12 protein-coding genes are annotated in these 14,644 nt (G+C 60.5%); 6 read left to right on the plus strand and 6 right to left on the minus strand.

Going from position 1 to position 14,644, the window contains the following annotated elements:
- Window positions 1-50 precede the first annotated feature (50 nt).
- The 5 genes from AC1MEW_RS16790 to AC1MEW_RS16810 all read right to left on the minus strand — a co-directional run bounded on the left by AC1MEW_RS16790 (window position 51) and on the right by AC1MEW_RS16810 (window position 6,339).
- Entirely contained in the window at window positions 51-1,070 is a 1,020-nt protein-coding gene (locus AC1MEW_RS16790) for a branched-chain amino acid aminotransferase (protein ID WP_201204451.1), read from the minus strand.
- 312 nt (window positions 1,071-1,382) lie between these two features.
- Window positions 1,383-2,765 carry a dihydrolipoyl dehydrogenase gene (gene lpdA / locus AC1MEW_RS16795; protein ID WP_322268839.1) on the minus strand — a complete coding sequence of 461 codons (1,383 nt, stop codon included), beginning with the start codon at window positions 2,763-2,765 and terminating at the stop codon, window positions 1,383-1,385.
- A 3-nt stretch (window positions 2,766-2,768) separates the two neighbouring features.
- Window positions 2,769-4,043 (minus strand): dihydrolipoamide acetyltransferase family protein, encoded by a 1,275-nt coding sequence (locus AC1MEW_RS16800; protein WP_322268838.1) that lies wholly within the window; start codon window positions 4,041-4,043, stop codon window positions 2,769-2,771.
- Window positions 4,044-5,102 (minus strand): alpha-ketoacid dehydrogenase subunit beta, encoded by a 1,059-nt coding sequence (locus AC1MEW_RS16805; protein WP_201204445.1) that lies wholly within the window; start codon window positions 5,100-5,102, stop codon window positions 4,044-4,046.
- A 1-nt stretch (window position 5,103) separates the two neighbouring features.
- Window positions 5,104-6,339 carry a 3-methyl-2-oxobutanoate dehydrogenase (2-methylpropanoyl-transferring) subunit alpha gene (locus tag AC1MEW_RS16810; RefSeq protein ID WP_201204443.1) on the minus strand — a complete coding sequence of 412 codons (1,236 nt, stop codon included), beginning with the start codon at window positions 6,337-6,339 and terminating at the stop codon, window positions 5,104-5,106.
- 186 nt (window positions 6,340-6,525) lie between these two features.
- Here AC1MEW_RS16810 and bkdR point away from each other — a divergent pair, with 186 nt between their 5' ends.
- Complete coding sequence (gene bkdR / locus AC1MEW_RS16815; protein WP_169368978.1) at window positions 6,526-7,014, plus strand: Bkd operon transcriptional regulator BkdR; 489 nt, start codon at window positions 6,526-6,528, stop codon at window positions 7,012-7,014.
- Window positions 7,015-7,034: 20 nt separating this feature from the next.
- Here the strand turns inward: bkdR and AC1MEW_RS16820 are convergent, their stop codons facing one another.
- The gene (locus AC1MEW_RS16820; protein WP_201204441.1) at window positions 7,035-7,898 is read right to left on the minus strand and encodes an MBL fold metallo-hydrolase; all 864 of its coding nucleotides are present in this window, start codon (window positions 7,896-7,898) and stop codon (window positions 7,035-7,037) included.
- 104 nt (window positions 7,899-8,002) lie between these two features.
- Here AC1MEW_RS16820 and AC1MEW_RS16825 point away from each other — a divergent pair, with 104 nt between their 5' ends.
- From AC1MEW_RS16825 to nahK, 5 genes are all read left to right on the plus strand, one after another.
- Window positions 8,003-8,356 (plus strand): ArsR/SmtB family transcription factor, encoded by a 354-nt coding sequence (locus AC1MEW_RS16825; protein ID WP_201204439.1) that lies wholly within the window; start codon window positions 8,003-8,005, stop codon window positions 8,354-8,356.
- A gap of 238 nt (window positions 8,357-8,594) precedes the next feature.
- Window positions 8,595-9,839: an NAD(P)/FAD-dependent oxidoreductase gene (locus AC1MEW_RS16830; protein WP_480427131.1), complete on the plus strand. Its 1,245-nt coding sequence runs from the start codon at window positions 8,595-8,597 to the stop codon at window positions 9,837-9,839.
- A 9-nt stretch (window positions 9,840-9,848) separates the two neighbouring features.
- Entirely contained in the window at window positions 9,849-10,655 is an 807-nt protein-coding gene (locus tag AC1MEW_RS16835; RefSeq protein ID WP_201256064.1) for a sulfite exporter TauE/SafE family protein, read from the plus strand.
- 192 nt (window positions 10,656-10,847) lie between these two features.
- Window positions 10,848-12,011, plus strand: coding sequence for a nitric oxide-sensing protein NosP (gene nosP, locus AC1MEW_RS16840; RefSeq protein WP_201256065.1), 1,164 nt, complete (start codon window positions 10,848-10,850; stop codon window positions 12,009-12,011).
- The gene (nahK, locus tag AC1MEW_RS16845; RefSeq protein ID WP_480427134.1) at window positions 11,941-14,577 is read left to right on the plus strand and encodes a hybrid sensor histidine kinase/response regulator NahK/ErcS'; all 2,637 of its coding nucleotides are present in this window, start codon (window positions 11,941-11,943) and stop codon (window positions 14,575-14,577) included. The genes nosP and nahK overlap by 71 nt, the downstream gene beginning before the upstream one ends.
- The last annotated feature ends 67 nt before the right edge of the window (window positions 14,578-14,644 follow it).

Raw genomic sequence — 14,644 nt, forward strand, 5'->3', positions numbered from 1 at the left:
CCATCAATTTGATGGCCGGGCTTTTTTACTCAAGCGACAGCTACGTCAGGTCAGACCTTAACGATCCAGCCCGCTGGCGCTTCGATGTCGCCGGTCTGTACACCGGTCAGCTCTTTGTAGAGCTTTTGGGTGACCGGGCCGACCTCGGTTTCGCTGTGGAACACGTGCAGGTGATCGTTGTAGCTGATGCCGCCGATTGGCGTAATCACGGCAGCGGTGCCGCAAGCGCCTGCTTCCTTGAAGTCCGACAGTTTGTCGATCAACACGTCGCCTTCGATCACTTCCAGGCCCAGACGCGATTTCGCCAGCTCGATCAACGACAGACGGGTGATGCCCGGCAGTACCGATGGCGAGTTCGGGGTGACGAACTTGTTGTCGTGGGTGATCCCGAAGAAGTTGGCCGAGCCGACTTCTTCGATTTTGGTGTGGGTCATCGGGTCCAGGTAGATGCAGTCGGCAAAGTGCGCCTTCTTGGCTTGGGAGCCTGGCATCAGGCTGGCGGCGTAGTTGCCACCGACCTTGGCCGCGCCGGTGCCTTGTGGGGCTGCGCGGTCGAAGCTGGAGATCAGGAAGTTATGCGGGGTCAGGCCGCCCTTGAAGTAGGCACCGACCGGGATCGCGAAGATCGAGAAGATGAACTCGGGAGCGGTGCGCACGCCGATGTTGTCACCCACGCCGATCACGAACGGACGCAGGTACAGCGCGCCGCCAGTGCCATAAGGCGGGATGAAACGCTCGTTGGCGCGGACCACAGCCTTGCAGGCTTCGATGAACTGCTCGGTTTCCACGAACGGCATCAGCAGGCGAGCACAGCTGCGCTGCATGCGCAGGGCGTTCTGGTCCGGGCGGAACAGGTTGATCGAGCCGTCCTTGCAACGATAGGCCTTCATGCCTTCGAAGCACTGCTGGCCATAGTGAAGGGCAGTCGAGCCTTCGCTGATGTGCAGCACGTTATCTTCGGTCAGGGTGCCTGCGTCCCACTCGCCATTGCGCCAGTACGACAAGAAACGCTTGTCTGTCTTGATGTAGTCAAAACCCAGCTTGTCCCAATTGATGCTTTCGTTACCCATGACACCCTCTATCACTTAACAACCGCCGAAACGGTTCAAGGCTTCTGACGTTTTTCTGGATGGGGACAACAATACTTCATTCCGGGCCTGTTTCGCAGCCCGGACTATCGGCTGATTGGCAGATTTCTTAGGTAGCTCATGAAATTTGCCGCCGATTCTTCATTGTTCAAAATACCTGTGGCGAGGGAGCTTGCTCCCGCTCGGCTGCGAAGCAGTCGTAAATCCTGACAACTCGGTATCCCGGGAAGTCAGCAAGGGGCCGCTTTGCGACCCAACGGGAGCACAAGCTCCCTCGCCACAGTTTGATAGCGTTTACAGGTGCAGCGCATGCCCAAGCGCACGCAACGCCGCTTCCTGCACCGCCTCGCCCAGCGTCGGGTGCGCGTGGATGGTGCCGGCGATGTCTTCCAGCCGGGCGCCCATTTCCAGGCTCTGGCCGAACGCGGTCGACAACTCCGAAACTCCCACGCCGACCGCTTGCCAACCCACAATCAGATGATTGTCCCGACGAGCGACCACCCGCACGAAGCCGGTTTTCGATTCCAGGGTCATCGCCCGGCCATTGGCCGCGAACGGGAAGCTCGAAACGATGCAGTCCAATCCGGCAGCCTTGGCCTCGTCCGGGGTCTTGCCGACCACCACCAGTTCCGGGTCGGTAAAGCACACGGCGGCGATGGCGGTCGGGTTGAACTCGCGGGATTTGCCGCTGATCAACTCGGCGACCATCTCGCCCTGAGCCATGGCCCGGTGCGCGAGCATCGGTTCGCCACTCAAATCGCCGATGGCGTAGACATTGCGCATGCTGGTCTGGCAGCGATTGTCGATCTTGATCGCCGAACCGTTCATGGCCAGGTTCAGCCCTTCAAGGTTCCAGCCCTGGGTGTTCGGCTTGCGACCGACCGCTACCAGGACCTGATCGGTTTCAAGGTTCAGAACGTCGCCATCCGGATCCAGAACTTGCAAAGTATTGTTTGTAGAATCAAAGCCTTGAACGCTGTGTTTCAAGTAAAGCTTCACGCCAAGTTGCTTGAGTGCTTCGTGCACCGGTTGAGTCAATTCGGCGTCGTAGGCCGGCAGGATGCGATCCTGAGCCTCGACCACACTGACTTCGGCGCCGAGCTTGCGATAGGCAATCCCGAGCTCCAGACCGATGTAACCGCCACCGACCACGATCAGTCGTTTAGGCACGGACTTCGGCGCCAGGGCTTCGGTAGAAGAGATGATCGGCCCGCCAATCGGCAGCATCGGCAGGTTCACGCTTTTCGAACCGGTGGCCAGCACCAGGTGCTCGCACTGAATCCGCGTGTCGCCGACTTCAACGGTTTTACCGTCGATTACTTTCGCCCAGCCTTGAACGACCTGGACCTTGTGCTTCTTCAGCAACGCGGAAACGCCAGTGGTCAGGCGATCAACGATGCCGTCCTTCCACTCGACGCTCTTAGTGATGTCGAGGGTCGGCGTCGAAACGCTGATGCCCAGGGCCGAATGTTGGCTGTGGTGCTGCGTCTGGTGAAACTGCTCGGCGACATGAATCAGCGCCTTCGACGGAATGCAGCCGATGTTCAGGCAGGTGCCGCCCAACGATTCGCCTTCCACCAGAATGGTCGAAATGCCCAGCTGACCGGCACGGATCGCCGTCACATAGCCGCCAGGGCCGCCACCGATAATCAGCAGCGTGGTGTTCAGAGTTTGCATCACTTACTCCACAAACAAGGTTGCGGGTTGTTCGAGCAAGCCACGAATGGCCTGGATGAATTGCGCCGCGTCCATGCCATCGACCACGCGGTGATCGAAGGAGCTGGAGAGGTTCATCATCTTGCGAACCACGATCTGGCCTTTGACCACCATCGGGCGTTCGACGATTTTGTTCACGCCGACGATCGCCACTTCCGGCAGGTTCAGCACCGGAGTGCTGACGATGCCGCCCAACGCGCCAAGGCTGGTCAGGGTGATGGTCGAGCCGGACAGCTCATCGCGGCTGGCCTTGCCATTACGCGCGGCGGTGGCCAGACGAGAAATTTCCTGAGCGCTGTCCCACAGGCTGCGGGCTTCAGCGTGACGCACCACCGGCACCATCAAACCAATGTCGCTCTGGGTGGCGACGCCGACATGCACCGCGCCGAGGCGGGTGATGACTTGGGCTTCGTCGTCGTAACGGGCATTGATCTGCGGGAAGTCGCGCAGGGCAACGACCAGTGCACGGACCAGGAACGGCAGCAACGTCAGCTTGCCGCGGCTCGCGCCGTGTTTTTCGTTCAGGTGTGTGCGCAGTTCTTCCACGGCGGTGACGTCGATTTCCTCGACATAACTGAAGTGCGCGGCGCGCTGGGTGGCGTCCTGCATGCGCTGGGCGATCTTGCGGCGCATGCCGATCACCGGGATTTGCTCTTCGTCGGTACGCTGGGCGTAAGCGGCGGTAGCGGTCGAGGCATTCGACTGACCCTCGGCCAGATAGGCGTCGAGGTCTTCGTGCAGTACGCGACCGGCAGGGCCGGTGCCACGCACCAGACGCAACTGGATGCCGAGGTCCAGCGCATGTTTACGTACGGCCGGGGAGGCAAGCGGACGTTCATCGGCGTCACGGGCAACCATCGGGCCCTGACAAACCGCAGGACGAGGCGCTGCTACGGGCTTGCTTGCAGCTACGGCTTCGACTTTAGGAGGCGCTGCAACCGGTGCTTCTTTAGCAGCAACCGGAGCAGGCTGCGAGGACTCTTTAAAGTTGCCCGCGCCTTCGACTTCAATGCTGATCAGGATGCTGCCAACCGCCATCACTTCCCCCGGCACACCGCCCAGAGAAATGACTTTGCCGTGCACCGGCGAAGGGATGTCGACCATCGCCTTGTCGGTCATTACATCGGCCAGCACCTGATCTTCGACAACCAGGTCGCCGACCTTGACGTGCCACACCGACAATTCAACTTCTGCAATGCCTTCACCAATGTCCGGCATTTTAATAACGTGCGTGCCCATTCAGACCTCCATAACCCGTTTCAACGCCGCGCCCACTCGGGACGGACCTGGGAAATACGCCCACTCTTGCGCGTGCGGGTAGGGGGTGTCCCAACCGGTGACGCGTTCGATCGGCGCTTCCAGGTAGTGGAAGCAATGCTCTTGCACCAACGCGACCAGCTCCGCGCCGAAACCGCAGGTGCGGGTGGCTTCGTGAACGATCACGCAACGGCCGGTTTTCTTCACCGACTTGACGATGGTGTCCAGGTCCAGCGGCCACAGGCTGCGCAGGTCGATGACTTCAGCGTCGACACCGCTTTCTTCAGCGGCCACTTGCGACACGTAAACCGTGGTGCCGTAGGTCAGGATGGTCACGTCCTTGCCTGGGCGGGCGATGGCGGCAACGTCCAGTGGCACGGTGTAGTAACCGTCCGGCACTTGTGCGGCCGGGTGTTTCGACCACGGGGTTACCGGGCGGTCGTGGTGACCGTCGAACGGGCCGTTGTACAGGCGTTTCGGCTCAAGGAAGATCACCGGATCATCGTTTTCGATGGAGGCGATCAGCAGGCCTTTGGCGTCGTAAGGGTTGGACGGCATGACCGTGCGCAGGCCGCAGACCTGGGTGAACATCGCCTCGATACTTTGGCTGTGGGTCTGGCCGCCGTAGATGCCGCCGCCGCAAGGCATGCGCAGGGTCATCGGCGCGGTGAACTCGCCGGCCGAGCGATAGCGCAGGCGCGCTGCTTCGGAAATGATCTGGTCGGATGCCGGATAAACGTAATCGGCGAACTGAATCTCGGCCACCGGCCGCAGACCGTAGGCGCCCATGCCGACGGCGACGCCAACGATCCCGCTTTCGGAGATCGGTGCATCGAACACCCGGGAGGTGCCGTACTTGCTTTGTAAACCTTCGGTGCAACGGAACACGCCGCCGAAGTAACCCACGTCCTGGCCGAATACCACGACGTTGTCGTCGCGCTCAAGCATCACGTCCATGGCCGAGCGCAGGGCCTGGATCATGGTCATGGTGGTTGTGGTCATGGCGGTTTCCAGCTCGATATTGTTGTTGTGGTCGTTCATGTCAGATCCCCAACTCTTGACGCTGGCGCTTCAAGTGCTCCGGCATCTCTTTGTAGACGTCTTCGAACATGGTCGCGGCGCTTGGCGTCTGGCCACCGGCGAGGGTGCCGTACTGCTCGGCTTCTTTCTGCGCGGCGATCACTTCGGCTTCCAGCTCGGCGCTGACGGCGGTGTGTTCCTCTTCGGACCAATGGCCGATTTTCACCAGGTGCTGCTTGAGGCGCGCAATCGGGTCGCCCAACGGGAAGTGGCTCCAGTCGTCGGCAGGACGGTATTTCGAAGGATCATCGGAGGTGGAGTGCGGGCCGGCGCGGTAGGTGACCCATTCGATCATGGTCGGGCCAAGGTTGCGGCGCGCGCGTTCGGCGGCCCAGGCAGAGGCGGCATAGACCGCGACGAAATCGTTGCCATCAACCCGCAGCGAGGCAATGCCGCAGCCGACGCCACGACCGGCGAACGTGGTGGCTTCACCACCGGCAATTGCCTGGAAGGTCGAAATCGCCCATTGGTTGTTGACCACGTTCAGGATCACTGGCGCCCGGTAAACGTGGGCGAAGGTGAGGGCGGTGTGGAAGTCCGATTCGGCGGTAGCGCCGTCGCCGATCCAGGCCGAAGCGATTTTAGTGTCGCCCTTGATCGCCGACGCCATGCCCCAGCCCACACCCTGTACGAATTGGGTGGCAAGGTTGCCGGAAATGGTGAAGAAACCGTGATCGCGCACCGAGTACATGATCGGCAACTGACGGCCCTTGAGCGGATCGCGCTCGTTGGACAGCAGTTGGCAGATCAGGTCCACCAGCGGCACTTCGCGGGCCATCAGGATGCTTTGCTGACGGTAGGTGGGAAAGCACATGTCGTCGATGTTCAAGGCCAGGGCCTGGGCGCTGCCGATGGCTTCTTCGCCGAGGCTTTGCATGTAGAACGACATTTTTTTCTGACGCTGGGCGACCACCATGCGGTTATCGAAGATCCGCGTCTTGAGCATGGCGCGCATGCCTTTACGCAGGATCTCGACCGGGACGCCTTCAGCCCACGGACCGAGGGCATTGCCCTGGTCGTCGAGCACGCGAATCAGGCCTTTGGCCAGATCAGCCGTGTCGGCCGGTTCAACGTCGATTGGGGGTTTGCGCACCGTACCGGCATCGGTCAGACGCAGGTAGGAGAAGTCGGTTTTGCAGCCTGGGCGGCCCGATGGTTCGGGAACGTGCAACTGCAGCGGTTCATACGCTTGGTTCATGGCTTCTACGCTCGATCTTGTGAATTTCTTGTAGTGAGCTGGCAGTCCTTCCACGGATGATGGAAATCTTGTCCTACAAACATCATAGGCCCGGTGCAGGAGAATATTTCTCTCTGTTTCGTTGCGTTGGCGGTCATTTGAGGATAGAAATTCTGCATAAACAAAAATAACAGGTGGTTTTGTCTCATGCGCAAACTGGACCGTACCGACATCGGCATTCTCAACAGCCTTCAGGAGAACGCCCGCATCACCAACGCCGACCTCGCACGCTCGGTCAACCTGTCGCCGACACCGTGCTTCAACCGGGTCAAGGCAATGGAAGAATTAGGGCTGATTCGTGAGCAAGTCACGCTGCTGGACGCCGACCTGCTGGGGCTGCATGTGAATGTGTTCATTCACGTCAGCCTGGAGAAGCAGGTGGAAGAGGCGCTGGCGCATTTCGAAGAAGCGATTTCGGATCGCCCGGAAGTGATGGAGTGCTATTTGATGGCCGGCGACCCGGATTATCTGATCCGGGTATTGGTGCCGACTATTCAGTCGCTGGAGCGCTTCATGATGGACTTCCTGACCAAAGTCCCCGGCGTCGCCAACATCCGCTCAAGCTTTGCGCTCAAGCAAGTGCGCTATAAGACCGCGCTGCCATTGCCGGCGAATGGGTTGACCCTCGGGGGCTAAGCGAAACTCTGTGGGAGCGTTCACAGTTTATTAACGGGGATCTTTAGGTACGTCACGCCGTTATCCTCGGCCGGCGGCATATTCCCCGCCCGCACATTCACCTGAATTGCCGGCAGCAACAGATTCGGCATCCCCAACCCGGCATCGCGCTGCGTCCGCATGGCGACGAACGCCGCCTCTTCAACGCCGTCGTGCACATGAATGTTGCTTTTACGCTGCTCACCCACCGTGGTCTGACATTCAGGCTCGCGCCCCTCAGGCGGGTAGTCATGGCAAACGTAGAGCCGCACGCCAGCCGGGAAGGCCAGCAGCTTGTGGATCGAGGCGAACAACTGGTTGGCATTGCCGCCCGGAAAGTCGCAACGCGCGGTGCCGACATCCGGCATGAACAGTGTATCGCCCACCAGAATCACATCGCCGTCGATCAAATACGCCATGTCTGCCGGGGTGTGGCCGGGCACGTGCAGGGCCGTGGCCTTGAGGTTGCCAATCATGAACGATTCGTTCGGGGCGAACAGGTGATCGAACTGCGAGCCATCCACACAAAATTCCGGCTCCAGATTGAACAGGGTCTTGAACACGCCCTGGACCTTGCTGATCGACTGCCCAATCGCAATCTTCCCGCCCAGTTCCCGACGCAGATACGGCGCGGCGGAGAGGTGATCGGCGTGAGCGTGGGTTTCCAGCAGCCATTGCACCTGCAACTGCTGTTCGCGCACGAAAGCGATGATTCGGTCGGCCTGGACAGTCGCGGTTCGCCCGGCGGCCGGGTCGTAATCGAGCACCGTGTCGACAATCGCGCAGTACCCGCCAGCCTGCTCGTAGACAACGTAGCTGTAGGTCGACGAGGCGGGGTCGAGGAAGGCTTCAATCAGCGCGGGCATGGGAGGCAAACCTGTGAAAAAGGTGGAAAGACAGTAACCGGTTGCAACACTTTATGTTTACACATAATGTCTGCAGCTTAAGTGACGTCGAAGGCATCCTGCAAATGCAATCCAGTCTGACCGAATGTGAAGTCGCCCAATTGCGGGCGTCGGCCTCCAAAGCTTGCGCGCTGCTCAAGGCTTTGGCCAATGAGGATCGCTTGCTGATTCTCTGCCAGTTGACCCAGGGCGAACGCAACGTTGGCGAACTGGAAACCATGACCGGCGTACGCCAGCCCACACTGTCCCAACAGCTGGGCATTTTGCGCGATGAAGGCCTGGTCGCGACTCGCCGTGAAGGCAAATACATTTTCTATGGCCTGGCCAGTCATGAAGTGATTCAGGTAATGAAAACGCTGTCCGGCCTGTATTGCGGGGCGGTTCTAAAAAGTTGGGCCGACCCTGTACCTGTCAGTTAAAGGAGGCACGGTGAGCACCCTACTTGTGGCGAGGGGGCTTGCCCCCGTTCGGCTGCGCAGCAGTCGTAAATCCAGGCGACTCGGTTGACCTGAATAAATGAAGGGGCCGCTTCGCGACCCAACGGGGGCAAGCCCCCTCGCCACAGGGTGTTTGCCAGACTTTGATACTCAATTTAACTGATGGGTATCGGGCCCGAACCCGGCTAAATGCGTGTAGCAGTAAAAAAGGGAACAACCTATGAACGATCAACACTGGGGCCCAACCATCAGTGCAGACATCGTGGTGATAGGCGGCGGTACGGCAGGGATTGGTTTTGTCGCCAGCCTGCTTAAGCGCGATCCGTCGTTGAACATCACCGTTATCGAACCTAGCGCCCAGCATTACTACCAACCGGCCTGGACCTTGGTCGGCGGTGGTGCCTACTCGGTGGAAGACACCGTACGTTCGATGTCCAGCGTCATGCCGCGTCAAGCGACTTGGCTGCAAGCCGCCGTCACTGAAATCGCGGCTGACAAAAAACACCTGACCCTCGACGACGGCCGTACGGTCGGCTATCAAAACCTCATCGTCTGCCCCGGCCTGCGCCTGGCCTGGGAGAAGATCGAAGGCTTGCAGGACGCCCTCGGCCAGCACGGCGTGACGTCCAATTACAGCTACCAGCACGCGGCCTACACCTGGGAACTGGTCAAGGGCTTGCGCGGCGGCAAGGCGATCTTCACCCAGCCACCGATCCCGATCAAATGCGCCGGAGCGCCGCAAAAGGCCTTGTACCTGTCCTGCGATCACTGGTTGAAAAGTGGTGTGCTGAACAAGATCGACGTCGAGTTCAACCTGGCCGGTGCCGCGTTGTTCGGTGTGCCAACGTTCGTGCCGCCGCTGATGAAGTACATCGAAAAATACAACGCACGGCTGGCCTTCACCTCCAACCTGATCAAGGTTGATGGCCCGGCGAAAACCGCCTGGTTCGAGGTCAAGGACGCTGCCGGTACGGTCACCGTTGAAGAAAAAACCTTCGACCTGCTACACGTCGTGCCACCTCAGGTTTCTCCGGACTTCATCCGTCAAAGCCCCTTGGCCGATGCCGCCGGCTGGTGCGAAGTGAACATGCACACGCTGCAACATGTGCGTTATCCCGAGGTCTTCGGCCTGGGCGATATCTGCTCCACCAGCAACGCGAAAACCGCTGCCGCCGTGCGCAAGCAGATTGTGGTGGTGGCCGAAAACCTGCTGGCCCTGCGCAAGCAACAGCCGCTGCCGCTCAAGTACGACGGCTATGGCTCGTGCCCGCTGACGGTGGAGAAGGGCAAGGTGATCCTCGCCGAGTTTGGCTATGCCGGTAAGTTGCTGCCGACCTTTCCCTTGGACCCGACCGTAGCCCGTCGTTCTGCGTGGTGGCTGAAGGCGAGCCTGCTGCCGTGGTTCTACTGGAACGGCATGCTCAAGGGCCGCGAATGGCTGACTGCCCTGTCCAAGGTCGATTGAGAGAACCCTATGCTGCTGGCAAGTTTTTTTGGTGTGCTGATGGGCCTGGTCCTCGGTTTGACCGGGGCCGGGGGCGGGATTCTGGCGGTGCCGGCGTTGGTACTGGGGCTCGGCTGGACCATGACCCAAGCGGCGCCGGTCGCATTATTTGCGGTGGGTAGTGCGGCGGCGGTCGGTGCCATCGATGGCTTGCGCCACGGTCTGGTGCGCTATCGTGCGGCGCTGTTGATCGCCTTGCTCGGCGCGGTGTTTTCGCCAGTGGGCATCTACTTTGCCCATCAGATGCCGGAAAAAATCCTGATGATCCTGTTCAGTCTGCTGATGGTCATGGTGGCCTGGCGGATGCTGCGCCGCGAACGTCAGGAGGAGGGCCCGAACGACCACGGCCACGCCAACTGGGGCCAGAAGAACTGCATGCTCGATCAACAGACCGGGCGTTTTTCCTGGACCGCCAAATGCACCGCGACCCTGGCAGCCCTCGGCGCGGTGACCGGCGTGGTGTCAGGATTGTTGGGCGTGGGTGGCGGCTTTCTGATCGTCCCGGCGTTCAAGCAACTGACCGACGTGCAGATGCGCGGGATCATCGCCACGTCGTTGATGGTGATCAGCCTGATCTCGGCGATCGGAGTGATTGGCGCATTTCATGCGGGCGTGCGGATCGACGGTTTGGGCGTGGCGTTTATCGTCGCCAGCATCGTCGGCATGGTCATTGGTCGCAAGCTGTGCGCCCTGGTGCCGGCCCGAGCGTTGCAAGTCGGTTTCGCCAGCGTTTGCATCGTGGTTGCCGGTTACATGCTGTTGAAAGCGGGCGTCTAGCCGGTAGCCAATAAAACGCACATCCAATGTGGGAGCAAGCCCGCTCCCACATTGGAATTGTGGTGTCTGGTGCATCCTGCACAACCACTCTCATCCCATCGAAGCGTCTGACCGCTACCCAAGTAGCATACGTCCCGGCCCGCAGGCTTCGTACACTCGCACCTCATACATGCGCACCTGCGGGAGGCGACGATGCAGCAGGTCCAGAGTGAAGGTGTGGTCAGTGCGATGTCCCAGGCCACCGATGCCCAGCAGGCGGCCCAGGAGTTGGCGCGACAGCTGTTGCATCCGCATCTGGGCTTTGTGCTGTTTTTCTGTTCCGCCGAGTACGACTTGCAGGCGCTGGGCCAGGCCTTGCAGCAGAGCTTCGGCGGGATTCGCCTGGTGGGTTGCACCAGCGCCGGGGAGATCACCCCGCAAGGTTACGGCCGCAACTGCGTGACGGCGGTAGGTTTCGATCATCGGCATTTCTCCATCGCCATCGAACTGATCGACGAAATGGAGCGCTTTAGCCTGATCGACGCCCAGCAAATGGTCGAACGACTGGTGAGTGGCTGTCGCAGCAACACCCTGGCGCCGATCAAGGGCAACAGCTTTGCCCTGACCCTGCTCGATGGCCTGTCTAGCCGTGAGGAAATGGTCCTCGCCGCATTGAGTGCGGCCTTGGGCGACATTCCGCATTTCGGCGGTTCCGCCGGCGATGACAACTACCTGACCCACACCCACGTGTATTTCGGCGGCGAGTTCCACAGCGGCGCGGCGGTGGTGGTGCTGGTCAACACCTGGCTCGACTTTGAGGTGTTCACCACGCACCACATCTTGCCCCGCGAGGAAAAACTGGTGGTCACCGGCGCTGATAGCGCGTCGCGGCGGGTCTTTGAACTGAACGCCGAGCCCGCCGCCGAGGAGTACGCCCGCCACATTGGGGTGCCAGTGGCCGAGCTTGATCACCGGACTTTCGCCGCGCACCCGTTGGCGGTGCGAATCAACGAACAGTATTACGTGCGCGCCATCCAGCAGGCTCATCCGGACCTGAGCCTGAGTTTCTACTGCGCCGTGGAAAACGGCATCGTCCTCACCGCCATGACGCCCGGCCCGATGCTGCCGAACCTGCAAGCACTGTTCGAAGGTTTGGAGGACCGCCTCGGCGATCTGTTGCTGACCATCGGCTGCGATTGCTTTCTCAGGCGCCTGGAACTGGAAGACCGCGGCAGCCTGGAGCCGATCGGGGCGTTTTTGCGTGAGCATCGGGTGATGGGTTTCAACACCTACGGAGAACAGTTCAATGGCATGCACATCAACCAGACCTTCACCGGGGTTGCCATTTCCCGAGGCCGTTCCCCTGGGCACCGTTGAGCTTCAGGCGCAGATTGCCAGCCTGCAGCGTGACAACCACAAATTGCAGCGCATCAATGGCGCGCTGATCGAACGCATCGAATCCGGCATCACCCGAGGCAACGATCCCTATGCGGCGTTCCAGCATTCGGTGGTGTTGGCCGAGCAGGTCCGCGAGCGCACCGACGCCTTGAACCTGGCCATGGCCGAGCTCAAGGCTGGCAATCACTTGCTCAGCGACGCACGGCTGCGGGCCGAAACGGCACATCAACATTTGATCGACGCCATCGAGAGCATTTCCGACGCCTTCGTGCTGTTCGACGAAAACCAGCGGATCGTGCTGTTCAACAGCCGCTTCAAGTCCTTTTGGGGCAACAGCCGGGTGCGGATCATCGCCGGCATGCACCTGGCGGAGGTCAAGCGCCTGATGACGGCCACCGGGTTGTTCACTGAAGAACCTCGCGGTCATGCCGATCAAAATCTGTTGTATCGCCTGCAAAATGGTCGCTGGCTGCAAGTCAGCGAACGGCCGACCCAGGAAGGTGGGCGGGTGATCCTGTTCACCGACATCACCGACGTCAAACTCAGCGAAACCGTGCGCCGCGAGCAAGCCGTGGCGCAGAAGTCCCACTTGCTGCAACGGGCCGTCGACAACCTGTCCCAAGGTGTGGCGATGGTCAGCGCCGAAGGCATCCTTGAACTGTGGAACCGGCGTTTCCTTGAACTCAGCGGCCTGGCGCCGGTGGCGGCCCATCGACCGTTCGCCGAAGTGATCGCCGACAGTGAACTGAACCTGCTGACCCCGGCCAGTCGCGACAGCAACGGACGACCAGTGCAGGAATGCGAACAGCGCCTTTACGATGGCCGGGTCCTGGAAATCCGCACCCATCCGCTGCCCACCGGCGGTTTCGTCAACACCTTCACCGACATCACCGAACGCTACCAGCACGCCGAAGCGCTCAGCGAAAGCGAACGCTGGATTCGCCTGATCACCGACCATGTGCCGGCATTGATCGCCTACCTGAATGCTGATCTGGTCTACGAGTTCACCAACAAAGTCTACGAAGAGTGGTACTGCTGGCCCCGGGGCGTGATGCTCGGGCAGAGCCTGCGCGAAGTCCACAGCGAACAGCATTACCAGCGCCTGGAAGCCTATGTCGGCAGGGCTTTGGCCGGTGAGAGCGTGACGTTCGAGGTTGCCGAAACCAACATCAACAATCAGGAGCGTTATATGTTGCGTTCCTACGTGCCCAATCGCCTGGCGACCGGGGAAGTGGTGGGGATTTTCGTCTTGATCCGCGACATCACCGAACGCCGCCGTACCGCTGAGGCCTTGCACCAGGCTTATCAAAACCTTGAGCTGCGGGTGCGCGAACGCACGGCAGAACTGACCACCCTCAACGACCATTTATTGCGCGAGATTGATGAGCGTCGTCGAGCGGAATCACGCCTGCGCGAAGCCAAGCTTGAAGCCGAGCAGGCCAACCTGTCGAAGACCAAGTTTCTCGCCGCCGTCAGCCACGATTTGCTGCAACCGTTGAACGCCGCGCGGCTGTTTACCAGCGCCTTGCTGGAACGCCGGGAGCCGGTGGCCAACGCGATTCTGGTGCGCAATGTCAGTAATTCCCTGGAAGACGTGGAAAACCTGCTGGGCACCTTGGTGGACATTTCCAAGCTCGATGCCGGGGTGATCAAGGCCGACATCGCGCCGTTCGCTCTCAGTGAATTGCTGGAAAACCTCGCCGCCGAATACACCCAAGTGGCGCGCAGTGAAGGACTTGAACTGCATTTCATCCCGTGTTCGGCGTTGGTGCGCAGCGACATTCAGTTGCTGGCGCGGATCCTGCGCAATCTGCTGAGCAACGCGATTCGCTACACCTACAGCGGTCGCGTGGTGCTCGGTTGTCGGCGCCATCATCAGCGCTTGTCGATTGAAGTCTGGGACAGCGGCATGGGCATTGCCGAAAACCGGTTGGAGGAGATTTTTCAGGAGTTCAAGCGCGGCGATGTGCAGCGTCCGGATCAGGACCGCGGGTTGGGTCTGGGCCTGGCGATTGTCGAGAAAATCGCCGGGATTCTCGGGCACCGGGTTTACGTGCGGTCGTGGCCGGGCAAGGGCTCGATGTTTTCCGTCGAAGTGCCGCTCAGCGCCACGGCGCCGAAGGCGTTGCCGAGTTTATTGATGAGCGAGCCGATGCTTGAACGCCTGCGTGGCGCGCGGGTGTGGGTGCTGGACAACGATGCGGCGATTTGCGCGGGGATGCGCACGTTGCTGGAAGGCTGGGGTTGTCTGGTGGTGACGGCGCTGTCGGAGCAGGACCTGGCGCGGCAGGTCGACAACTATCACGAAGAAGCTGACTTGCTGATTGCCGATTATCACTTGGACGATGACCAGAACGGTGTCGATGCCGTGGCCCGGATCAACGCCCGGCGCGGCTCGGCCATCCCGGCGATGATGATCACTGCCAACTACAGCAACGAACTCAAGCTGCAAATCCGTGAGTTGGGGCACACCCTGATGCATAAGCCAGTGCGGCCGATGAAGCTCAAGACAGCGATGAGTCATTTGCTCGGCCCATCCCGCTAACCTGAGTTAGACACTGGACCTGTGGCGAGGGGGCTTGCCCCCGTTGGGTCGCGAAGCGGCCCCAGTA

This window comes from Pseudomonas sp. ASL4 (assembly GCF_056680395.1).